Source organism: Spirulina sp. LEGE 11439, from assembly GCF_059821285.1.
In genome coordinates this window covers 59,646-80,862 of sequence record NZ_JCAMRX010000029.1, presented here as the reverse complement: position 1 = coordinate 80,862, position 21,217 = coordinate 59,646, and the positions used below count along the sequence as shown (strand labels likewise).

Annotated in this window: 21 protein-coding genes and 1 tRNA gene; 10 read left to right on the top strand and 12 right to left on the bottom strand. The window is 39.1% G+C overall.

Features of this window, described 5'->3' with window-relative positions; genetic code table 11:
• Positions 1–147 precede the first annotated feature (147 nt).
• Positions 148–906 (top strand): hypothetical protein, encoded by a 759-nt coding sequence (locus tag AC6RV6_RS18605; protein WP_500242372.1) that lies wholly within the window; start codon positions 148–150, stop codon positions 904–906.
• A gap of 118 nt (positions 907–1,024) precedes the next feature.
• On the opposite strand, the gene AC6RV6_RS18600 is transcribed toward AC6RV6_RS18605, so the two are convergent.
• Together AC6RV6_RS18600 and AC6RV6_RS18595 are read right to left on the bottom strand one after the other, a co-directional pair.
• A complete protein-coding gene (locus AC6RV6_RS18600) occupies positions 1,025–2,239 on the bottom strand; it encodes a glycosyltransferase family 4 protein (RefSeq protein WP_500242371.1) in 1,215 nt (404 codons plus the stop codon).
• A gap of 442 nt (positions 2,240–2,681) precedes the next feature.
• A tRNA-Thr gene (locus AC6RV6_RS18595) sits at positions 2,682–2,753 on the bottom strand.
• A gap of 139 nt (positions 2,754–2,892) precedes the next feature.
• Here AC6RV6_RS18595 and AC6RV6_RS18590 point away from each other — a divergent pair.
• Positions 2,893–3,147, top strand: coding sequence for a DUF3493 domain-containing protein (locus AC6RV6_RS18590; RefSeq protein WP_500242370.1), 255 nt, complete (start codon positions 2,893–2,895; stop codon positions 3,145–3,147).
• A 13-nt stretch (positions 3,148–3,160) separates the two neighbouring features.
• On the opposite strand, the gene ppk1 is transcribed toward AC6RV6_RS18590, so the two are convergent.
• The 3 genes from ppk1 to AC6RV6_RS18575 all read right to left on the bottom strand — a co-directional run bounded on the left by ppk1 (position 3,161) and on the right by AC6RV6_RS18575 (position 9,852).
• Positions 3,161–5,326: a polyphosphate kinase 1 gene (gene ppk1 / locus AC6RV6_RS18585; protein ID WP_500242369.1), complete on the bottom strand. Its 2,166-nt coding sequence runs from the start codon at positions 5,324–5,326 to the stop codon at positions 3,161–3,163.
• A gap of 105 nt (positions 5,327–5,431) precedes the next feature.
• Positions 5,432–6,115, bottom strand: a complete 684-nt coding sequence (locus tag AC6RV6_RS18580) for a DUF2834 domain-containing protein (RefSeq protein WP_500242368.1) — start codon at positions 6,113–6,115, stop codon at positions 5,432–5,434.
• Positions 6,116–6,195: 80 nt separating this feature from the next.
• Entirely contained in the window at positions 6,196–9,852 is a 3,657-nt protein-coding gene (locus AC6RV6_RS18575; protein WP_500242375.1) for a DUF7149 domain-containing protein, read from the bottom strand.
• A gap of 90 nt (positions 9,853–9,942) precedes the next feature.
• Here AC6RV6_RS18575 and AC6RV6_RS18570 point away from each other — a divergent pair, with 90 nt between their 5' ends.
• Positions 9,943–10,236, top strand: coding sequence for a hypothetical protein (locus AC6RV6_RS18570; protein WP_500242367.1), 294 nt, complete (start codon positions 9,943–9,945; stop codon positions 10,234–10,236).
• A gap of 14 nt (positions 10,237–10,250) precedes the next feature.
• Here the strand turns inward: AC6RV6_RS18570 and AC6RV6_RS18565 are convergent, their stop codons facing one another.
• Positions 10,251–10,832 (bottom strand): TetR/AcrR family transcriptional regulator, encoded by a 582-nt coding sequence (locus AC6RV6_RS18565; protein ID WP_500242366.1) that lies wholly within the window; start codon positions 10,830–10,832, stop codon positions 10,251–10,253.
• A gap of 105 nt (positions 10,833–10,937) precedes the next feature.
• Between AC6RV6_RS18565 and AC6RV6_RS18560 the strand changes: the two genes are divergently transcribed.
• Positions 10,938–12,125 (top strand): polysaccharide deacetylase family protein, encoded by a 1,188-nt coding sequence (locus AC6RV6_RS18560; protein ID WP_500242365.1) that lies wholly within the window; start codon positions 10,938–10,940, stop codon positions 12,123–12,125.
• A gap of 108 nt (positions 12,126–12,233) precedes the next feature.
• Positions 12,234–12,791: a Uma2 family endonuclease gene (locus AC6RV6_RS18555; protein ID WP_500242364.1), complete on the top strand. Its 558-nt coding sequence runs from the start codon at positions 12,234–12,236 to the stop codon at positions 12,789–12,791.
• Positions 12,792–12,810: 19 nt separating this feature from the next.
• Here the strand turns inward: AC6RV6_RS18555 and AC6RV6_RS18550 are convergent, their stop codons facing one another.
• From AC6RV6_RS18550 to AC6RV6_RS18540, 3 genes are all read right to left on the bottom strand, one after another.
• A complete protein-coding gene (locus tag AC6RV6_RS18550; protein ID WP_500242363.1) occupies positions 12,811–13,803 on the bottom strand; it encodes a pentapeptide repeat-containing protein in 993 nt (330 codons plus the stop codon).
• A 49-nt stretch (positions 13,804–13,852) separates the two neighbouring features.
• A complete protein-coding gene (locus AC6RV6_RS18545; protein ID WP_500242362.1) occupies positions 13,853–15,184 on the bottom strand; it encodes a hypothetical protein in 1,332 nt (443 codons plus the stop codon).
• A gap of 170 nt (positions 15,185–15,354) precedes the next feature.
• Positions 15,355–15,657 (bottom strand): YkvA family protein, encoded by a 303-nt coding sequence (locus tag AC6RV6_RS18540; protein ID WP_500242361.1) that lies wholly within the window; start codon positions 15,655–15,657, stop codon positions 15,355–15,357.
• A 192-nt stretch (positions 15,658–15,849) separates the two neighbouring features.
• On the opposite strand from AC6RV6_RS18540, the gene AC6RV6_RS18535 reads away from it, so the two are divergent.
• On the top strand, positions 15,850–16,479 hold the full coding sequence (locus AC6RV6_RS18535) for a response regulator transcription factor (RefSeq protein ID WP_500242360.1): 630 nt from the start codon (positions 15,850–15,852) through the stop codon (positions 16,477–16,479).
• 14 nt (positions 16,480–16,493) lie between these two features.
• On the opposite strand, the gene AC6RV6_RS18530 is transcribed toward AC6RV6_RS18535, so the two are convergent.
• The gene (locus tag AC6RV6_RS18530; RefSeq protein WP_500242359.1) at positions 16,494–18,197 is read right to left on the bottom strand and encodes a hypothetical protein; all 1,704 of its coding nucleotides are present in this window, start codon (positions 18,195–18,197) and stop codon (positions 16,494–16,496) included.
• A 162-nt stretch (positions 18,198–18,359) separates the two neighbouring features.
• On the opposite strand from AC6RV6_RS18530, the gene AC6RV6_RS18525 reads away from it, so the two are divergent.
• From AC6RV6_RS18525 to AC6RV6_RS18510, 4 genes are all read left to right on the top strand, one after another.
• Positions 18,360–18,746 (top strand): DUF6713 family protein, encoded by a 387-nt coding sequence (locus tag AC6RV6_RS18525; protein WP_500242358.1) that lies wholly within the window; start codon positions 18,360–18,362, stop codon positions 18,744–18,746.
• Positions 18,747–18,916: 170 nt separating this feature from the next.
• Positions 18,917–19,441, top strand: coding sequence for an antibiotic biosynthesis monooxygenase (locus AC6RV6_RS18520; protein WP_500242357.1), 525 nt, complete (start codon positions 18,917–18,919; stop codon positions 19,439–19,441).
• A 122-nt stretch (positions 19,442–19,563) separates the two neighbouring features.
• Entirely contained in the window at positions 19,564–20,004 is a 441-nt protein-coding gene (locus tag AC6RV6_RS18515; protein WP_500242356.1) for a GFA family protein, read from the top strand.
• A 43-nt stretch (positions 20,005–20,047) separates the two neighbouring features.
• Entirely contained in the window at positions 20,048–20,437 is a 390-nt protein-coding gene (locus AC6RV6_RS18510; protein WP_500242355.1) for a tautomerase family protein, read from the top strand.
• A 198-nt stretch (positions 20,438–20,635) separates the two neighbouring features.
• Here the strand turns inward: AC6RV6_RS18510 and AC6RV6_RS18505 are convergent, their stop codons facing one another.
• Positions 20,636–20,950 (bottom strand): type II toxin-antitoxin system PemK/MazF family toxin, encoded by a 315-nt coding sequence (locus AC6RV6_RS18505; RefSeq protein WP_500242354.1) that lies wholly within the window; start codon positions 20,948–20,950, stop codon positions 20,636–20,638.
• Positions 20,943–21,185, bottom strand: a complete 243-nt coding sequence (locus tag AC6RV6_RS18500) for a hypothetical protein (protein ID WP_500242353.1) — start codon at positions 21,183–21,185, stop codon at positions 20,943–20,945. Before AC6RV6_RS18500 ends, AC6RV6_RS18505 begins: the two co-directional genes overlap by 8 nt.
• Positions 21,186–21,217 lie beyond the last annotated feature (32 nt).

Sequence of the window (21,217 nt, the reverse complement as noted above, 5' to 3'; positions counted from 1 at the left end):
TCTGGGAATCTCCCGCTAGAACGCCTTAGCGTTTAGCGGTGAGAGGATGTCAATCGATAAACTTCAATAACTTAACTTTGGGGGATGACTGCGCGGCAATTTGGCAAAGCGATCGCTATCTCACCGATTCAAAAATGAAACGCAACGATGAAGCAAGTAACTCTTATTGCACTGTATGGTCATAAAACTAAAACTTTAGTTCGACTTATCAAGAATTGTACGGATTTAATTCAACAATCACCATTGCGGCGCGTATTTCGCTCTTACCATCCAAACCAAATACACGGCACGATCTCTGGTATGGAAAAACTAATTGGCTATTCCAAACTCTTTAACGCAAATAGATGGACTGCTACCGGAAATAAAACTCTAATGGACTTTACCCAGTTTGTGCCAACCCTTCAACATCATTTTCCGATAACAGTTCAATTGGGTGGCTTTGAACCTACTTTCAATAATTTTAATAGTTTGAGTCGTACACCATACGAACGATCGTTTCAAGTTCAATGGATGAATAATTGCTTGACAATTATCGGCTGGCCGCATAATAATAATGACTTTACAACTGCTCGTCTACTCAATAATGTACGCAAGGCACTTGATGCAAATTGCAACATTAAGCATAGATATGCTAACGATAACGATCTTTTTATTGTCCTCGGCGAAATTGCTAATCTTCATCTGTTTACTGATACCGAAATCAGTTTCCTTAAAATAGCAGCTAGCAGTCTTGAAACGCAGATTCGGCTTTATCTCGCAGCTAACAAGATTGATATAGCGATCGCTCTCGATGACTTGTCCATTGCACAATATGAATTGGAGACACTTGCCTTACATTCGACTATTTCGCATCGAATAACAAATCCAGAGATGACTCCTACTTTTATAGAGAGCTTATACTCATGAAAATTCGCCTCAACCTAGAAAATTTACCCGCGATCGCAGAAATCGCGGCGTAACTTCAGTGCAAGGGTAGATATTTCTTGGGTTTACCTTCAGCATCCCCTGCACTCCATTTCGCCAGTCAAGAATCTGGCCTAATCTTAATCATCTGCTCAATTAAGTTATCCCATGATTCAACAATTTTATCCCAACGATATTCTAGTTTTGTGGCATTCCTATATGCCTGCTGTGCGAACTGTTTGCAAGTTTCCCGATTGTTGTAAAGTCTCTCCAAAGCGTCAGCAAGATCGTGGGGCGAAATTAATTTTTCTTCAAGCATGATTGGGCTGGGATTGATTAGGGATAGCGTGGGATTGATTAATAGCGCAGAATCTTGCCACAATTCTTCACAACTGGTATGTTTGGGCAAAATTTGCGCGCTGCAAGCCGCAGCATGCTCAAAAGCTATCATACCCCACCCCTCAGAGGAGGATGTATTGATGCCAACATCACAGGCATTATAAATCAAGTTCAGTTCTGTGTCTGGAATGTTGGGTGGGTGGCTTTCGGCAGAGGTTAAGATTAAACGATCTTCAATCCCGTACCTAGCGCTGAGTTCGGGTATATCCCAGCCGAGATCCTTCAATCCCATATGAAGGCAGAGTTTTACATGGGGAGGCTTATTAGCAACAAAGCCTGCAAAGCCACGAATGGTAAGATCGATCCGCTTGCGAGGTTGGTTGCGATTCGCATTGAGTACCCAGAAGGATTCTGGCTCTGCATCATAACCCAATAACAAAGACTTTGCATACTGCTTACTAGAAGCATTTGATTTGCTATCTAATGGAAAGAAACTGTCTGTATCAACTCCCAGAGGGATAATTTCCAGAAAGTCTTTGGGAAAGTCGGCCTGTTCGCAATGAGCCATTAAATTTGACAATTCTTGATAAGCAAACTGTGTAAAAACAATCAACTTACGCATTGTTCTCAGTTTAAATAAAATATCAGGATTCATTCCTCGGGCTTCAATAGGGCAGCAACCAATAACTGGAATCTTGCTGTTGGAGAGAACATCCATGTAGGAAGTGAGTAGCCAGATGTCATTTACCAAAAGAATCAATGCGGGGCGAATCACTTCGACAAGTTTTGGCAAACGATTGCAGCCAAATAGATCTCCCCCGGCACCGGCTGCATAGAGTTTCCAACTATAATCATGAGGATCGCCCGGGTAACCAACGGCTAGATGATGAATATCATACTTTTGGTCTAATCGCTTAAATACACTGCGGATTATTCGAGAAAAACCGGTAGGAGTTCCCCCATCGCCTACAATAAGAAGTTTTGGTTTTTGATTCATAAGTTGCTTATATTATATTGTTGTTCTTCGTTTTCGAGCAAAGACAATACTCGATATAAATATGTGATTTTGAACCGTAGTGCAATTGTAATTCCGATCGCATGGGTGTAAAAATTTGCCTCTTTATCTTGAATAAGGATGAGTGATTCTGTACTGGATTTGGGTACAAGGGTTTAATCTAACGAAACCTTTAATATCTCTACCTTTTAGCTCTCTTGTCACCCTGTAAATTTAATCGACTAATCTGCTGGTTCTGTGCTTTTGTATCGTTTTTGCTTTATCGAGAACACTGTACTAATTTTAAACTATGATGTTATTGCAAGGCTGAGCAAGTAGCTGCTTACTGAGGTATAGGCCCAGAGTTTGTACGTTCGATTCGTACCCTGTAGGTGAATGCGTTGTTTCTTTCTCCCAAAACGTTGAAAGTGCTGACATATATGAAAGCCCTCGACTGGATTTGAACCGGCGACCCTTCCATTACGAGTGGAATGCTCTACCACTGAGCTACGAGGGCAGATTATTTGGAAAGATGTCTTTCAGAGATATGAGTCTGAAAAAGAGGCGACATCAAACACGGTATCCTATTATAGCTGAAAAAAAGGCGATCGCGACAGAAAAATTGCCTGTTTTCATTTTGAATGTCAAACGAGATTATGCCAGATCTAAAAAAACCGTCAAAATCCTTCAGTCCAGAACAATATGCTCACTTGAGAGCCGAACTCAAATCGCCTTATCGGGGTTTGCGCCATTTCGTCTATGTTGGTTTTGCCGCATCCGGAGGGATCGGGGCTGTTATTTTCTTGGCACAATTGACATCGGGGCAAGAAATTACTCGGGCTTTGCCCAATTTTGCCCTACAAGTGGGAATTGTCGCCCTCATGATTTGGCTGTTAAACCGCGATCGCTAGATTGATTTAACTGTTAACTGTTCGCGGTTAAAGCCATTTCCATCAGCATTTTTTGGGCGCTGCGATCGCGATCGTCGGGTCGAGGTTGACGCTGAGTGTAACTCCCATTAGTTTGTAGTTCCCATGCTTGACGATTATCAGCCAGCATGACTCCTAAAATTTCTTGTAAATCTTTGCGGATGTCGGGATCGTCAATGGGGGCGATCGCTTCCACTCGTCGATCTAAATTGCGGGTCATCCAATCCGCACTACCAATATAGACCTCTTCATTACCCAGATTATAAAAATAGTAAATGCGGGAATGTTCTAACAATTGTCCGACAATACTGATTGCATTAATATTCTCGCTGACCCCTTCAACCCCCGGACGCAAACAACAAATTCCTCGGATGATGAGATCGATTTTCACCCCGGCTTGAGAGGCTTCATAAAGTTTGGCAATCATTTTGGCATCGACCAAAGAATTCATTTTGGCAACAATGCGCCCCGTCCCTCCATTTTGACAATTTTCGATTTCTCGTTCGATCAATTCCACCATGCGATCGCGTAAGTTCACCGGAGAAACCAACAATCTTCGATAAGAACGCTGTCTTGAATAGCCTGTCAAGAAATTAAATAAATCGGTCAAATCTGCCCCCAATTCTTCTCGACTGCTTAATAAACCCAGATCGGTGTATAAGCGGGCTGTTTTGGGATTATAGTTTCCCGTGCCGATATGAACGTAGCGACGAATTTTTTCTTCTTCTTGACGTACAACTAAAGTGATTTTGGTATGGGTTTTTAAGCCAACTAAGCCGTAAACAACGTGAACGCCAGCTTGTTCTAATTTTCGCGCCCAAAGAATATTATTTTCTTCATCAAAACGCGCTTTTAATTCCACCAAAGCAACGACTTGCTTGCCATTTTCAGCAGCATCAATTAAAGCGCTAATAATGGGAGAATCTCCGGACGTTCGATATAAGGTTAATTTAATTGCCAAAACTTGGGAATCGTGGGCGGCTTGGGTAATAAATTCTTGCACTGAAGCTGTAAAAGATTCGTAGGGATGATGAACCAGTAGATCCTTTTGCGCCAGCAAATTAAAGAAATCTTCTCCTTCTTCTAGGTCTAGCTTGCGACTGGTTTCAACGGCATCTAATATCCGTTGCAGTCTCGGTGGAATCACGGGGGTCCAACTGGGTTCTTTCAGTTGAGGAAGAGGAAGTCTCATAAAGAAAAAGAGATCGTTTAAGCCCAATAATCCAGCAAATTCATAGACCTCATTTTCATTTAAATCGAGTCCACGGATTAGCGTATTGCGGACATTTTCTGGCATAGATGCTTGAATTTCTATACGAACTGCTGATTTGCCGATGCGCCGCTTGCGAATTTCTTGTTCGATCGCGAGTAACAGATCGTCGGCTTCATCTTCTTCTACGGATAAATCGGCATTACGGGTGACGCGAAAAGGATAGCATTCTTGAACGTTCATCCCCGGAAAAAGGCTGTCAAGATTATGGGCGATAACCTGTTCGATGGGAATTCCCGTCCAAACTGCGGGAACTTCTCCGGAATGTTGTAGGTTTTTCGGCAAGGAAACAAAGCGGGATAATGGCGAAGGAACTTTGATGCGGGCAAAAAGTTCCTCTTTTGTTTCTGGGTTTTTAACCAAGACCGCCAAATTAAGACTTAAATTAGAAATATAAGGAAAAGGGTGAGATGGATCGACAGCAAGGGGAGTTAAAACAGGAAAAATATGTTCTTCAAAAAAGCTATGGAGATACTTGCGCTGTTCTTGATTGAGATCGACATAATTGAGAAGATAAACTCCCTCTTTTTCAAGTGAGGGTCTTAAGATTTGCTCGAAAGTATGGTCTTGCTGTTGAATGAGAGGATAGAGGCGATCGCGAATTGCTTGCAATTGTTCGGAGGGGGTGCGACCATCAAAACTAAGTTTATTGACTTGGGCTTCTTCTTGTTTCTTTAATCCTGCGACTCGCACCATAAAAAACTCATCGAGATTGGAGCAAAAAATAGCAAAAAATTTCAGGCGATCGAGGAGAAGCGTGCGATCGTCTAAGCCTTCATGTAAAACACGATAGTTGAATTCCAGCCAACTGAGTTCTCGATTAAAGTAATATTGAGGGTCTTTGAGATCGATGGTGCTAATAGAATCTTTAACGGTTTCAGAAGATGCCATTGGTTGTTGGTTATGGATTGTTGGTTATGGGTTGTTGATTTTCTTTCTCTCTTCTTCACTCAACTATCTTATCTCGATCGCAGAATGAAAAATATTATCATTGGGTTAAGAAACAGTCGAGATGGGCGTTTCTTGAATGATTTCACGAGTTTTTTCTTCTTCGGGTAAAGGGGGACGAAGACTGAAATACAACAATGTGCCAAGGAGAGGAGTCAGTGAAACTGCCCAAAAAATCAGAGGATTTTTAAGTCCTCGCCTTGTCATATCATCCCTCAATAATGTCGGAAAGAGAAGGGATAAGAGGCAAAAGTCGAGACTCATCACGTGAATGAAGCGGCTGGTTTGCCATTGCTGGATAAAGTCGCCCCAGTCTCCAGATACAATAGCACTAGCGATTAAAATATTTGCTCCGAGAAGGAGTAAAATTCCCAGCCAGCGAGAATCGAGGATGTTGAGTAAAAAGTCTTTTTTGCCGTTAAAATTGGGATTGGTTTGACGGAGGGCGAAATAAGGAAGGAGAGCAAATGCACCCAAGCCAAACGACTCGATCGCAAAGGGATAAGCGCGAATTTTCTGTCCTCGTCCATCCATGAGAATGAGGGCTGCGTAGGCGATCGGTAAAATTCCCATAATGTTAAATAAGGACACGATAATGAGGTTAATTCCGTCCCAGTTGCCAGTAGAAAGGTTGATAATTAAGTCTAGGGTATCGGGGCGATCGGGGGGTGCAAGGAGAAACCCATAGAGAAGGAAACTCAGCCATAATAAACCCAAACCAATTTTTCTCATTTTTGTTTTCGAGTGCGATGGGTTTATTGTAAAGCGATGCAGCCATTGTTAACATAAATTCCTAATAATGATGATTCAAGCTAGGAGGTTTCTCTTTCGACAAGTTTAATCTCTTCTGCCGTAAGTCCATAGAGATCGTAAACGAGGCGATCGATTTCTTTTTCTAAGGAAGCTATATCGGCTTTGGGAGCGGCTTTTTTGGTTTCGAGAATGCGATCGACAAGATTACTGAGTTCAAGACTATTCAAAATATCAGTTGTTAGTGGTAATTTTAGCAAATGAATTATTTTTGTTTCTACAAATGTATTACCCAAGGAAGGAGCAATTATTTTCCGAATATAATAGTTAGCAAAGCTAGAATTTAATAGTCCCAAAACTGCGATTAAATTTTTATATGAATTGACAGAATAATCTTTAAATTGTATTGAAAAGAAATTGTTAGAGGCATAAGTATTCATGTCTATAAATGCTTTGAATGGATTACCTGTCCTTGTAATATAAATTTTTGGATATGAAAAGATTCTTTCATCTCTGAATGAGGCATATTCTTTTTTGTCTTTTAAAATCAAGTTTTTATCATAATTAACATACCATCCAGATGTTTGAGATAAATAATTTTGAATATTATCTCCATGCTTTGCACCAATAAACATTGGTTTTCCAAATTTACTATTATTCGATCTTGTAAATAGTTTTTTCCTGATATTACCCGAATGGATACCTTCATGACATTGAAAATATTCATTTAATCTGTCAAAACTTCTTAGCTTTAATAAAATTGATATGTCAATATCAGTTAACAATAAATTATATATATAATCATATTCTTGAAGCATAAAATCATTCTTGACGCGAATTACAGAATTTTTAAATATTATACTCTTTTGATAGTGCCTTGTTTCTATGAAGCATTTATAGGATAAATAAGGAGCAATAAATATAGAGCATACATCATGCTCAACATCTAAAAATGGTCTATGTTTTTCAGGCATTCCCGTATTTTGATACCAATGGATCAAATTAATCTTATTAGATAAGAATTCTCTTGTTTTTGAAAAGTCTTTAACTAGAAGGCTATCAGGTAGTAATTGTGTTATAAAAGCTCGGCTAAGTTTTAAAGATAATCCGATAAAATAGGCAAAAGTATTGGGAGTCGAGCTATCTATTTCCTTGAATTGTTTTTTCAAAAAAAGTTTTTGAGATTTTGTCAGTGTAGCACCCCAAGGAGGATTCCCTATAACCACATTAAATCCGATAAAATCTCCCTGATTATCCAGCACTTCAGGAAACTCAAAACGCCACTCAAAAGCATTCGTATAAATTTTCCCGCTTTCTATTTCTTCAATGTCCACTGTGAGCTTATTAATAGCATTCTTTAACTTAACAATCTTCTTGTTTCGTGCATTTTTCTCTGCTTTTGTCTCTGCAAACAAAGATAGCTGGTTTTCTAAGTGATTCATCTCCGACTCTAAATTTCTCAGCCTTTTCTTTTTCGGATCGCGATCGAAAAGAGATTGACGAAAATTCCCTTTAATTTTTGTCATTAATTTTTCCATCTCTCGCTTCTGCGTCTTATTTTCTGCATTGCGATAAGTTTGCACTGCATTGTGATAGGTTTCCATATTAGACTTACTTTTTTTCAGTGCAAACCGCAAATCTGCATCTAAAGCAAAATGACTAATCAAAGAATTGCCGCACTTAATATTAATATCGATATTGGGTAATGTTTCCAATTCTCTGTAATTGCTTTCTCTGCGATAATAAGCATTTTTCAATAATTCGATCCATAATCGCAACCGACAGATTTTAACCGAATTAAGATTAATATCTACCCCAAACAAACAATTTTCAATAATCATTTGTTTCTCGTGAAATAGTGTTTCCTGTATGCGTTGACTCTCTAGGCTCTTAGGATTGTACTCAAACAATTTTCCATCATCATTCGTAATAATTAACTCATCATTACTCACCTCAATTTGATAATCTCGTAATGTTTTTCCTTCGCGATCGCACAATATTTTCAACTCGCTTTTAATGGCAATAATTTCATTCAGCGCAGATACCAAGAAATGACCTGAACCTACAGCAGGATCGCAGATCTTTAAACTATTAATAATTGCATTAGCTTCGGCTTTATCTTTAATTTTATCATAGACCTGCTCTTCCAGATTTTCGCAATCCCATCCCTTCACCTCATTAAACTTTTGCAAGACAGCACGGCGAATTGTTTCCCGACACATATACATCGTAATAAAGCCAGGAGTAAAAAAAGACCCGTCTTTATAGCCATTAATTTTCTCAAAAATCAACCCCAATACCGCAGCATTAATCAATGTTTTATTCTCTTCTTGAATCTCTTCCGATCCTTCGCTACTAAAATCATAAGCATTGAGAAACTCAAATAGGTACTCTAGAGCATTTATATCTCCCGATCGCTTCTTTCCCTGACTGTCTTTTAATACCGTTGCAGAGAAAATAGGTATCTTTTCATCGCGAAGATTGCTCATGAAAATTGTATCGTGTTCCAATTCTGTTGGTTCAAATAAAGAACTGTTCAAATAAGGAACGCGAGTGAAAATATCTTTGACTTCTCCTTGTCTGTCTTCATGTTTTCGTGCCAAAACACTAAAAAATAAACGATTGAGATCGTCATAATTCTTCACTTTCTCTAAGTTTAAAAAAGCAAAATCGCAATCTCCTTGATGATAAGCAATGAGTTGTGCTTCCAATAACTTCAAAAAGAGAATGCGATTAATCCAAGTAATCGCTAATTCTAAACTCACATTAAAAATTTTTTCTGACTCATTTTCCCCAAAGCGATCGCTATCTTCCCAGCGAGAGATTTTATCCAAACTCTCTAACTGTGCGATCGCATTTTCCAACAGCGATCCGATATCGCGATCGCCTTCTTTCTTCCGTTGAATGAGTTTTTTGCTACTTTTTTTCGTTTCAGTTAACCCCATAATATGCAGTAACTCGCTATAAAATGTCCGATCGAGACTGTTACTATCATTCGCAAAAGGGAGTTTTAAAAGATGTTCTGGGGAAAAGACTTTAAACAGCGCAATTAACTCGCGATCGCTTCCTTTTCTCTCATTTCTTAAAAGTATTTCATAATCGCGCAAATCAACATGAGTAAAAGAAATTTCTTTAGCGATCGCATCAATTGCAGGTTGAGCAATTTCTTGATAGAAAAACTGGGTTTTTGTTCCCGTCAGTTGACCTGCTTCAAAATCGATAAATTGTTTAACAAATGCTTTATGTTGAACAAAATATTCTTCAAATATCCGAGCATCAAAAATAAACCATTCGTAAATATTAGTGACAATAAGATGTTTGATTTCTAAATTATTTTCTTGAATTCGCTCTCGTAAAAAATATAACAGTAATTCTTGTAATGCTTTTGCATTCAAGCGATCGACTTGAATTATTTCTGATTTATTGGTTGGCTTTTTTGCCTCCAAAATTATTCCTACACTGCTTTTTGCCTCTTTCCCATGATGAATGACTAAATCTTTACGTCCTTTTGTATTAATAAAATAGTTTCCTAGATAATAAGTATCTCGCAAAAAATTAGAGACTAGGTTTTTATGAAATTCTTCCGACTCATCTTCATTGATATCCTTAATCAGTTGCCAGAGATTGCGTTTAAATCTTTCAATCTCATTGCGATCGAGTTTAACCTTCAGAAAGGCTTTGTTTAACGCTTGTCTGGGATATTTTTTCTGCGAGTTCATCATTTCTTATTTTTGCGCTTCGGATTCACCTATATTTTTAGTATAATCGAGATTGCGATCGCGCTCAAAATTATTAGTAATAAAATCAAAATGCGAGCCACAATTAAAGAAGACATTCTTTGTATTAATCGTGAAGATCTTCCCAATTATAAAAAAGGCGGTTCTATCGTCCGCAATAGTTATTTTTGGGCATTAAAATCAATCAGTTGTTATACATCTCGCGGATGTGATTGGGAGTACGATCGCGAGGTTTGGATTGCCTTAACGCGAATGTTATTATCCTTTCAACAATCAGGATATTTGGGAGATAGCGAAACCATTCTAGAATTTGAGGTTGATATTTCTATTCCAGAAGAATTGCGATCGGTCTCTACATGGTTGTAATTACAATTTGCAAATTATTCTAAGACCGACAAAGCAACTTTAGCAATATCTTCAAGAGCAACTCGATCGCATGTTACTTTGGTCATCACTCGCAATCCTTGTAACGTACAAACGAGAAAGCATGCTAAGGCTTGAATATCTCGATCGCGCGGAATTTCTCCTTTCTCCTGCGATCGCTTTAAAGCGTTTTGATAAGCCTTTTTGATGCGTTTGAGATTATTCTCAATCCGAATCGCCGTTTCCGAGTCTCGGGCGCACAATTCTACCGCACTATTGGTGACAAAACAGCCTCGTTTTTCCGCATCGGCGATGGCGCGATCGATTAAACCGTAAAAATGTTCAATAATGGTTTGTCTATCGGCATTGGGAGCTTCTAAACAAGCGATCGCATCGGTAACGATCGTTTCTTCATAATGAGCGATCGCAGCGAGAAAAAGGGTATGTTTGTCACCGAAAGTATCGTATAAACTCCCTCGGTTAATGCCCATATTTTCCACTAAATCTCGCACGGATGTTCCTTCATAGCCTTTTTGCCAAAAGGTGTTCATTGCTTTATCCAGTACGTCTTCGCGATCGAATGCTTTTTGTCTAGCCATGATTGAATTGGAGTTTGCGATCCATTTGCCCTTATTATAGTAGAGAGAAACTATAGATCGGCAACGCTTCAGCTTCCCTCCGCGACTTCAATCAATAAGGAAAAAATGACACAACCAATTTATCATGCTCTCGGCTTGCATATGCACCAACCGCCGGGCAATCTGAAGCTATTAATCGAAAGCGATCGCTTTGAAGCCGAGCAAATTATGCGTTGTTACGAACGGGCAGTACGCTATGCCAATTTACTGCAAGATTCAGCTTGTTTGCAAGTGGGATTTTCAGGAATTCTTTTAGAACAGTTTCTCGATCCGGAAATCATTGCTGGATATGCTCCTTTTCTTGACATTCCCGATATGTGCGATCGCTATGGCAAAGCGAATAATATTGAGTTAATTGGCATGGGTTATTATCATCCCATTTTCCCTCTTATTCCCCAACGAGATTGGCAGGAACATTTAATCCGAGGAAAAGAGATTGTTGAAAAAGCATTCGGACGTTCTCCGACGGGATTTTGGCCGCCAGAAATGGCATTTTGTATGGAAATGATTCCGGCATTAGTTGAGGTGGGTTATACCTATGTTGTTGTCGATGGGGTGCATATTCAACCCGAAAGCGGTATCCTCGATATTTATAAGCCTTATAAGGCAACTTATGGCGGCAAAAGTATTGCGATTATTCCTCGAGAACGAGATATTTCTAATGCTCAAGAAAGCGGCACCGATCCAGTTTGGTTCGATCGCGAAGTCTCTCAAAAAATCGCCCATTCTCCCGCACCCAATGCGCCGCGTTTAATGACAACATGGTCTGATGGAGAAAATGGCGGTTGGTTTCGACAAATGCACGAACAATCGGGATTTTTCGGTCATTTTTTCACCCCTTTTATTGAGATGATTCGCAATCAGTCTACCGCTTTGCGATCGGTGAAATTATCGGACTATTTGCAACAAAATCCTCCCGAAGAGGAAGCCTTTGTGCAAACAGGGGCTTGGAATGTTGGCAATACCTCCGGGTTCGATCTACGTCAATGGGCAGGTTCTGAGGCTCAAAAACAGGCAGTAGAAACGATTTGTCGGGTTAGCGATCGCTATTGGAAAATTGTGGATTCCCCGATGGATTTATCGGCAACAGGACAACAGTTGTTAACAGAAGCACGGGAATTGATTTTAGAAGGAGAAACCAGTTGTTTTTTGTTTTGGGGCGATGATTGGATTCCCCAATTATACCACCGAACTCAACCGGCAGAAGCATTACTCGACCGTGTTGAAGCTGAGTTATTAGCATTAACAAGTTAAGTTTATTTTAGATGCGATCGCTTGCTTTTGAGGAGAAGCAAAGGCAATGCGATCGCTTCTTTAATTCAAGTGCTATGATAATAGAAGAATAATTGCGATCGCCTAACAATGGTACAAGCTCTTAAACCCATTACCGATAAAGAATTAATGCAACTCAGTTCTAAAAATCCCGAACTGAGATTTGAACGTAATGCAAATGGATCTTTAGTAACAATGGCACCCACTGGTCAAATTGCAGGCAACCGAGAACTTAAAGCTGGCGCATATTTATTGTTTTTTGTAGAAAGCAACGATTTAGGAGATGTTTTTAGTTCTAGTACAGGTTTTAAACTCCCTAATGATGCCGTGCGTTCTCCCGATGCGTCTTTGATTACTAAGGGACGATTACCCGAAGGATGGGATACCGGAGAAGATGAATTTTGCAGCATTGTTCCCGATTTTGTCGTGGAAATTCGCTCTAAAACAGATAGTTTGAAGATGCTTAAAGAAAAGATGGTAGAATATATCGAAAATAGCGTGAAACTAGGTTGGTTAATCGATCGCGCAAATCGTCAGGCTTTTGTCTATCGTGCAGACAATTCAATCACTCAGTATCGAGATAATGCAACTTTAAGCGGTGAGGATATCATTCCGGGATTTACCTTGAATTTGAATCAGTTGTTCTAGGCTGTAATTTGCGCGATCGCTAATCATGTTCGCTTCCATCTGGCATAATTGCACCCTTCCATTCTACCCAAGTTAAAATTGCCGAACTCAACTCCGCACGAGATAAATTGGCATCGGTTAAATTCACTCCTGTCATGTTAGTTCTGGCACAATAAGCCTCAATTAAATCGGCTTTACTGAGATCGGAATTGCGTAAATTAGCGCGACTTAAATCGGCTCGATTCAAACGAGTTTCGCTCAAATTGGACTGACTTAACTCTGTTTTATCTAACTTCGCATCTGGCATTACCGCACCGCGTAAATTGACTTGTTTTAAATTTGCTCCCGTTAAAATCACTCGTTCCATTTTGGCATTTTTAAGAATTGCTGCTTCTAAATTTGCTCCTTTTAAATCGGCTTCCGTCAAATAAGCACCACTCAAATCTGCACCGCTTAAATTAGAACCTCTCAAGTCCGCACCGCGAAAATTAACTTCTCGCAAATTTGCTCCACTCATATCAACTTTTGATAAATCTGCACCTTTTAAATCGGCTCCTTGTAGATCGACACCGCACAGAATAGCACCGATCAAATTGGCGGTATAAATGCGTTTTTCTTCTCGTAAATTCGCCCCACGCAAACAGGCTCCCGTCAAATTTGCACCACTTAAATCGCTCCCTCTGAGATCGGCTTCAATTAAATTCGCATCTAACAAACTGGCTAGCGTCATATCCGCACTACGTAAATTTGCACCTTGCAAACTCGCACCGTGAAGATCGGCATTATGTAAATCAACCCCAGTCATGGAGGCTTGATTCAAATTTGCCCCACTTAATTTAGCATCTCTTAAATTCGCCTTATTCAATTGAGCGCGACTTAAATAAGCAAAAATTAATGTTGTACTGTGTAGATCGGCACGTTTGAGATCGATACCAATGAGATCTGCACCAGTAAGGTTCATGCCACTTAAATTCACACCTTGAAATTGATTTTCTCCGGTTTCATAACGTCTTAAAAATTCTTGAACATCCATATTTTTTCTATTTCAGCTAAGTTTGATGGTGATTATTTTCTGTGATTGATTAAAGATAATAAGGTTTCATTGCTTTGACGATCGCTTCTGCGGCTTGGGTGCTCTCATCCGGCTCGGCTAAACTGCTTGCCGTTTCATATAGGGGTTTTTCTAAAGCAGTTAGATTGGTATAAGTTTCATATAAATGATGTAACAACTCATCAAAAGAAAGTGTTCGCAAACTCGACCATTCCTTACCAGTAATTTCAAATTTATGATGTAGGGTTGAAAATGCCAAGATTTTTGCTCGCAAAGGATTAGAATATTTCATCACCTCCAAACGGACGTTAAAGGGGTCATACTCGCGCATTGTCGCGACGGTTTTTGTTGTTAACTTACTAACGGGATTAAAATCGGTGTCGGGAGCAGGAGTATAGTTGGTAGTATCGTTGCCTTGTGGGTAGGATTCTGGAGCGATCGCAGCTTGAGGTACGATAGTTGCAACCGATGCAGATGCGTCGTCGGAGCTCCCATTTTCATACCATTCTTGCTCTTGGGGAGAATAGGCAAAAGCATCGGTATCTTCTGCAAAAGCACTGGCTTCTTCCAGACTGCGATTTGAGAAATGCGTGCCGACGGTTATCCCATCTTCATTACTTGGAGTTATCTTTTGAGGTACTGAGGTGGGAATAGATAGAGAAATTGCGCGATCGCTATCGGCATAAAGAGGAAGAATGCGATCGATAATTAAATTACCGATTTGAGTATATTCTTGTTTTCGATTTAGACTTTTAATAATGCGCTCTAACACTAATTTTAATTCATTCAACGTGGCATATTTCTGTTGAATTGTCTCTAAAAGTTGTTGTAAATTTAATTCGAGCAGCTTTTGCGGATTATTTTCCCATTGACTGTAACAGCTACAAAATAAGAGCTTTCTAATCCGAATCGCTTCTTCGTGATGTTCTAATTCTCCGACAATTTCTAGCAAGGGGGAAGAGGCAGGAGAAAATGAGGCAAATTGAGTTGCTTCCTCTTCAATGACAGCAAATTTGGTCATCTCGTCTTCGGTCTTGTTGTAAAGTTGACCCAGTTGAGCGATAATCGTATTGGCAATCGTGGAGTATTCAGCCTTTCGATTTAATTGTTGGACGATTTTATACAAAGACTCGGTTAAAGTTTCAACGGTAGTATTATTTTGATAAAGTTCGAGGAGTAAATCTGGTAAATTAGAGCCAAGTAGTTTCTCTTTATCGTTTTCCCAACGATTTTTACAGGCACAAAAAATCAATTTCCGAATTCTAACGCGATCGCTTTCTCGTTCCAAAGTACTGGCAATTTCATCCAGTAAAACTAAAACCGACATTGCACTTTCCCCAACGGATACACCTGATTTTGACATTCTCCCATAGCAAGCGCAAGTTGCTCGAGGGGGAATTAGCTCAATTGTAACGATATTATTACGGGAAAGCACGCACCTCAAGGGCTAAACTGGAAAGGAGTTGGCGATCGCGCTCAACCCCTTTAATATTGACTGAGGGGAAAAATCACGCTTTCCCTACATACTTCTTTTTATTCTTCAATTGTCACGGCATCAATATCGACAACTTTTTCTTTTTCCATCCCGCGATCGTCAGCTTCATCTTCATTTTTGCGCTTGTTGGCAACCTCGATCAGCATTTGCGAGACTTCCGTAACCAAGAGACCGACAATGATCCCATCATCGAGCCAGCCGACAATAGGAATAAAATCCGGGGAAATATCTAAGGGACTCAACAGGTAAACCAAACTACCCAAAATCAGCCACCATCGGTATTTAGGATTGCGGAGGGTATTGCGATACCAGTCATACAAAGATTTCATGGAAATGCTCATGGAAGTGTCTTGGATTCTCTATAATTCTACATTGACAAATTCCTTATTGATTCTCTAGTGCAGAAAACCGTTCTACAATGAAAGCTGGAAAGATAAGCAAGAAGGGAGTTTAGCCAATTCCAGATACAATAAGGCGAGATTTCCGTTTAAAATCAATCTCAAGATTGCGTCCTCATTACCGATTACCGAGAAATGATTCGACTGCTTTTAGTTGACGATCAGAGCATTATTCGTGAAGGTTTGAGTAGCTTATTACAGGCACAACCCGATTTAGAAATTGTTGGGACGGCAGAAAATGGAAAAATCGGGGTAGAGCAAGCATTATCCCTTCATCCTGATGTCGTTTTGATGGATGTGCGAATGCCAGTCATGGATGGAGTTGCCGCAACGCAAACCTTACAGGAACAAGCGCCAGATATTAAAGTTCTGGTTTTAACAACTTTTGACGATGATGAATATGTTAGTAAGGCGCTAAATTATGGTGCAAAAGGATATTTGTTAAAGGATACGCCATCAGAAGAACTCGCTCAAGCGATTCGCTCAGTTCACAAAGGATATACGCAACTCGGTCCCGGTTTGTTGGAAAAGGCGATCGCACCTCCTTCGGCGATCGAAACACCGCCAGAAATTGCTCAATTAACTCCTCGGGAGTTGGAGGTGCTGCACTGTTTGGGGAAGGGTTACAGTAACAAAGAAATTGCGGCAACGCTTTATATTTCTGAGCGTACTGTGAAAAACTATGTCACGAATATTTTGAGCCGCTTAAATTTGCGCGATCGCACTCAAGCGGCTCTATTAGCGGTTAATCTGAAACAGAGGTAAATAAAATTTATCTTCTAATTTAATAATTCTTGCTTTATAAGAAGTTTGAATTCCGTACCGGGAATATTAAGCCGAATAAATTGATGTTGTCGCGGTTTTTCTAAAAATGCTTTAAAGGTTGCATCCTCTCGATAACTGGGATGGGTGAGTAAATCAGAACTTTCTAAAATCATATTAATCTTATGTTTTTCTAAAAAGCGATCGAAAGATTCTGCTTTCCACCATTCAAAGATACGAGTATAAGAACGATCGAGATAGGTAAAATAACCGCCTTCAGCTTCCAGAAAATTAACGCGTTCGCCGATTTCTAAGACTTTGATAAATTCAATGGTATTGCGATTTTCAAGAATAATTTTTTCTCCTCCTGTTGTTGGTAAAAAACATAAGTTTGGTGCAATACACCATCCTTTTGCTACATTGGGTGTCACCAATAATACAAGTAAAGCAATTAAACAGGAGAGAGAGAAGGTGATGCGATTGCGAACAATAATTGAAAACAAATAAGCTGCGATCGCAATAACTAAAAATCCTTGTAAAATGAGATAGTGTTCTCGAGGATAAATCAATAAAATTGTCGGAATTACAGATATTAAAATACCACTTAAAGTTATCAATAATCTTGGGAAAGTTTGGCGATCGTAGTGCTTGGAAATTTTTTTCCATTTCCGAACAATATCACTCACAATAATAGCCAATAGGGAAACTTGTAAAAAAGTTAATTTGTCAGAGAGAAGGGAACTAAAACCATATTTTTTCAAAGAAATCAAGAGTAATGATAATGATGTGTTGAGATAGCGATCGCAGTTACTCAAAAGATGCTTGAAGAATTGAATCGGATTCGCTTGTATGCCTTGCCTAAAATTCTCCGCTTTGCCAAAATTAGCAAAAAGAATATCTCCCCAATTTGTCCAAGGATTGAGATCGCTGTGATTCCAGTCCACCCAATTTAAGGCAAAATGCTGACCGAAGGCAAACCAGCTTCTTCCTCCTGTCACAGGGTTGCCAAAGATCGCGATCGCCAGAAAAATTTCTAGAATAATAAGAATAATTTTGATGAATAAATGAAGTGTTTTAGTTTTCTTATTTCTCCAATTTATAAAAATTAAATACAGAGCGATCGTGAGAAAAAATAAATGACTCAAAATATATTCCGGTCTGATATAAACAATCCAAGCAAAGGCGATCGCTAAAATTACATAATAGGTAGAATTGTCAGAAAAGTGATGCGCGATGATGAGAAAAATCAATAAAATCAGTAAAGCAAAATTTGTAGGTCTGGGATTAACATCATTGAGAGAAGACAGAAGATAAAAACAGGAAGCAAAATAAGCAATTAACGAACTCACTCGTATTCTGCGGAGATAAACATACAATCCTAAAGTTGTCAACTCTGTTAAAACTTGTTGATTCAGATAGTAAAGTGTAATGCGATCGCGAGTAAATAGGGATAAAAAATAGTACCAGATTGTATAGAGAGGAGCCCATTGAGCATCTGGCAAACCAGAAGTTAGTAAATTGACCCCGCGATCGAGATAATAAGTCTCATCGTGAAGTTGAATGTCTACAGCTAAATCCAGAAAAGAAACAAATTTTAGAACGCATAATCCTAAACTAATGAAAAAAATAAGATCGATGCGATGTCCTTCAAACCATTGCCAAATCAATACGGGATATTGATTTTTTTTAGGTTTTGCGATCGTAGTTTCTTGAACAGACATCGATTTTAATCAATAGAGCTTTTTTTAGTAATTTTACCATAAAAAGAACTGAAAATATTTAATAATAGTAAAAAAATCAAAAAGATACTCTTCAGTTTGATAAACTAAAAAAGAGAAATTTTTAAGAGTCGATCTATAATCAGCGATCGGAGGTTAGAGTTAATGCTAACGGCACTTTATTATCTATGCTTGTCTGCTTTATTTACCCATGAGATGGATGCTATTATGCACGCTGAATGGCGATTACTCTATTTCTTGAGTAATCTTTCCGAGACAACGGCTTACTCTCTATTTGTTGGACTTCATTTTCCTCTATACTTCTTATTTTTCTGGCTCGGTCACTCTCAAAATAAGCCGATTCGCGATGGATTTCGCTTCATAGTTTCTCTTTTTTCAATTGTACACGCTGGCTTGCATTTCCGATTAAGCGATCTCGCTAATTATGAGTTTCACGGACTGCTCTCAAATGTTCTTATTTATGCAGCCGCTATATTTGGATTGGCTTATGTTTTACTTTGGTTCTATCGTCGGCATTTCTCGAAAGAATAACTTAAGGTAGAAAAAGCGATCGCTCAATCAAAATTTATTCAGTTGCTTCTGGTTAACGGGATGCGATCGAATGCTGTATTCTCAATTGTTAAAATGCCATCGATTGATTCTCCTCGTCTGCAAATTATGAGAATATTGATAACAAAGAGAGTTACTTTGCAATTTTGAATATGACTGTTACCCAAAGCGATCGCATACCATCGGAAAATCAAAAAGTAACAGCAATTATTTCCCACTCCGTGCGTCCCGGTCGAGAGCAAGGTTATGAAGAATGGTTGCAAGGAATTGCCAGAGTATCACAACAATTTGAAGGCCACGACGGTGCAACTGTCATTCGACCTCAACCCGGAAGCCAAAATGAGTATGTTACAATTCTTCGTTTTCATACCTATCCCCAAATGTGTCGATGGTTGAAATCAGATGAACGTCAAGAATGGCTCGATCGCGCCAAACCCCTCACTCAAAAAAAGGCAGATATACAAATTCTTACAGGGTTAGAAAATTTAGTTTCTCTCCCGGGACGAACTCCTATGACTCAGCCTCCTCGCTATAAAATGGCGATAATTATATGGTTGGGTGTTTTTATTTGTTCGTCTGTCCTTGGGATCGTACTCAATCCCTTATTAGCAAATTTGCCGTTTTTCCTGCCTCAATTGATTAGTATTGGTATCACTGTCTTTGTTTTAACGTATTGAGTGATGCCTCTACTCACCCGTTTATTTTACAAATGGCTGCATCCTCAATCTAAATAATGTTTACTTCTATTCAAAAAACAATACAATAGAAATATGAATCGGAAAAATTTGAGGCAATAACTATGGCGATTTCTTACACGGGAGGATGTCAATGCGGACAAATTCGCTATGAAATTCGAGCGCAACCTTTAACTCTCTATGCTTGTCATTGTATGGAATGTCAGAAGCAATCTTCTAGTGCATTTGGGATGTCAATGCCTGTTCCTCGCGATGCTTTGATTATCCTCAAAGGACAGCCCAAACAATGGCAGCGAATCTCCGAGAGTAAACGTAAAGTAAGTTGTTTTTTTTGTGGAGAGTGTGGTACGAGATTATTTCACAATCCTTCCCGAAACCTCAAGATTACTAACGTTAAACCCGGAACATTAGATGATACAAGCTGGCTAAAACCAGTCGGAAATCTTTGGACTCAGAGCGCTCAAAAATGGGTCATTCTCAGCGAAAATATGTTAAACTATAAGGCACAACCTGATGATTTTAATCAACTCTTCGATCGCTTCTAAATATTTTCGTTTATTTGGCACTAGGAATTATAGTTAGGGTATTATGGCACAGGTCAAAATTTATGGTCTTCGCACTCATCTCAAACCCATTCGAGAAAAACTCTCAGATATGATTCATGAATGTGTTATGGAGGCTTTACAATTTCCTAAAAATAAACGCGCTCATCGTTTTATTCTTCTCGATTCAGGAGACTTTTTTTATCCTGAAGGACGCACGGATAAATATACAATTATTGAGTTTAATTTAATTGCAGGAAGAACAATAGAAACGAAAAAAAGATTGATTCAACTTCTTTTTACTCGCATTCCGCAAACCTTAGATATCACAGTTCAAGATTTGGAGTTTGCGATCTTCGAGATGCCGGCTCATAATTGGGGTTTCCGAGGGTTGCCAGGAGATGAACATCAACTCAATTATCGAATCGATGTTTGATCTGTCTATTTTTATTGTGAATAGTAGAGTTCTATTAATTCGATCTAAACGCAAAATATTGAGTTTTTTGCCGATTTCTTTATAGATTGGATTTGAACTCGTGCAAAAGCGATCGCATTTGCTGAGAATTATTTTGCTAGCAGTGCGATCGCTTTTTCGATCGTCTCAAGTCAGACCCAATGCGATCGCGATTGCTTGTCAAGTTGCGATCGCTAAATCTGAGGGTAAAATTCCTAACTGTTTCTGAAAAATTGATTGATTGACGGTTGCAATTTTATCGGCTCGAATGAGGGAAGTTTTTTTCAGTCCGGTTTGAGAAAATTCAGGATAGGTTTCTGAAATTAATACCCAAGTTTCCGGCAAAGATTCGCTGGGAATCTTGGAGAAAATTCCCAGAATAATGAATTCGTCTCGGTGAATGGCTAATACGAGAGATGGTCTAACTTTAGTTGAGGTCAGATCGCTAAAAGGAAAGCGTACCAACCAAATTTCATAGGGTTTTGGTTTAGACATGATAGATATCTTCTTCGGGATTGTTCCATTCAGAAAAGCCTGTTTCTGCTAACTTCATCATGTCTGTAGATTCTGAAGCAGAGGAAATTAACTGCTCTTGAATAGTTTTGTTGGTTAAGGCGATCGCTAAGGTTTCTAAGAGAATATCTTGAATATCCCGGCGAGATTCTCGCGCGATTGTTTCGACTCGCTGGTATAATTCATCGGGAAGATTGAGAAAGATTGAATTGCTCATGTCAATCGAGAATTAAGATTGCTGGGAATAAT

Bases quoted from the DNA above. Each gene is read 5' to 3' on its own strand.
- AC6RV6_RS18605 (WP_500242372.1), top strand. From the start codon at position 148: ATGAAGCAAGTAACTCTTATTGCACTGTATGGTCATAAAACTAAAACT.
- AC6RV6_RS18600 (WP_500242371.1), bottom strand. From the start codon at position 2,239: ATGAATCAAAAACCAAAACTTCTTATTGTAGGCGATGGGGGAACTCCT.
- AC6RV6_RS18590 (WP_500242370.1), top strand. From the start codon at position 2,893: ATGCCAGATCTAAAAAAACCGTCAAAATCCTTCAGTCCAGAACAATAT.
- ppk1 (WP_500242369.1), bottom strand. From the start codon at position 5,326: ATGGCATCTTCTGAAACCGTTAAAGATTCTATTAGCACCATCGATCTC.
- AC6RV6_RS18580 (WP_500242368.1), bottom strand. From the start codon at position 6,115: ATGAGAAAAATTGGTTTGGGTTTATTATGGCTGAGTTTCCTTCTCTAT.
- AC6RV6_RS18575 (WP_500242375.1), bottom strand. From the start codon at position 9,852: ATGAACTCGCAGAAAAAATATCCCAGACAAGCGTTAAACAAAGCCTTT.
- AC6RV6_RS18570 (WP_500242367.1), top strand. From the start codon at position 9,943: ATGCGAGCCACAATTAAAGAAGACATTCTTTGTATTAATCGTGAAGAT.
- AC6RV6_RS18565 (WP_500242366.1), bottom strand. From the start codon at position 10,832: ATGGCTAGACAAAAAGCATTCGATCGCGAAGACGTACTGGATAAAGCA.
- AC6RV6_RS18560 (WP_500242365.1), top strand. From the start codon at position 10,938: ATGACACAACCAATTTATCATGCTCTCGGCTTGCATATGCACCAACCG.
- AC6RV6_RS18555 (WP_500242364.1), top strand. From the start codon at position 12,234: ATGGTACAAGCTCTTAAACCCATTACCGATAAAGAATTAATGCAACTC.
- AC6RV6_RS18550 (WP_500242363.1), bottom strand. From the start codon at position 13,803: ATGGATGTTCAAGAATTTTTAAGACGTTATGAAACCGGAGAAAATCAA.
- AC6RV6_RS18545 (WP_500242362.1), bottom strand. From the start codon at position 15,184: ATGTCAAAATCAGGTGTATCCGTTGGGGAAAGTGCAATGTCGGTTTTA.
- AC6RV6_RS18540 (WP_500242361.1), bottom strand. From the start codon at position 15,657: ATGAGCATTTCCATGAAATCTTTGTATGACTGGTATCGCAATACCCTC.
- AC6RV6_RS18535 (WP_500242360.1), top strand. From the start codon at position 15,850: ATGATTCGACTGCTTTTAGTTGACGATCAGAGCATTATTCGTGAAGGT.
- AC6RV6_RS18530 (WP_500242359.1), bottom strand. From the start codon at position 18,197: ATGTCTGTTCAAGAAACTACGATCGCAAAACCTAAAAAAAATCAATAT.
- AC6RV6_RS18525 (WP_500242358.1), top strand. From the start codon at position 18,360: ATGCTAACGGCACTTTATTATCTATGCTTGTCTGCTTTATTTACCCAT.
- AC6RV6_RS18520 (WP_500242357.1), top strand. From the start codon at position 18,917: ATGACTGTTACCCAAAGCGATCGCATACCATCGGAAAATCAAAAAGTA.
- AC6RV6_RS18515 (WP_500242356.1), top strand. From the start codon at position 19,564: ATGGCGATTTCTTACACGGGAGGATGTCAATGCGGACAAATTCGCTAT.
- AC6RV6_RS18510 (WP_500242355.1), top strand. From the start codon at position 20,048: ATGGCACAGGTCAAAATTTATGGTCTTCGCACTCATCTCAAACCCATT.
- AC6RV6_RS18505 (WP_500242354.1), bottom strand. From the start codon at position 20,950: ATGTCTAAACCAAAACCCTATGAAATTTGGTTGGTACGCTTTCCTTTT.
- AC6RV6_RS18500 (WP_500242353.1), bottom strand. From the start codon at position 21,185: ATGAGCAATTCAATCTTTCTCAATCTTCCCGATGAATTATACCAGCGA.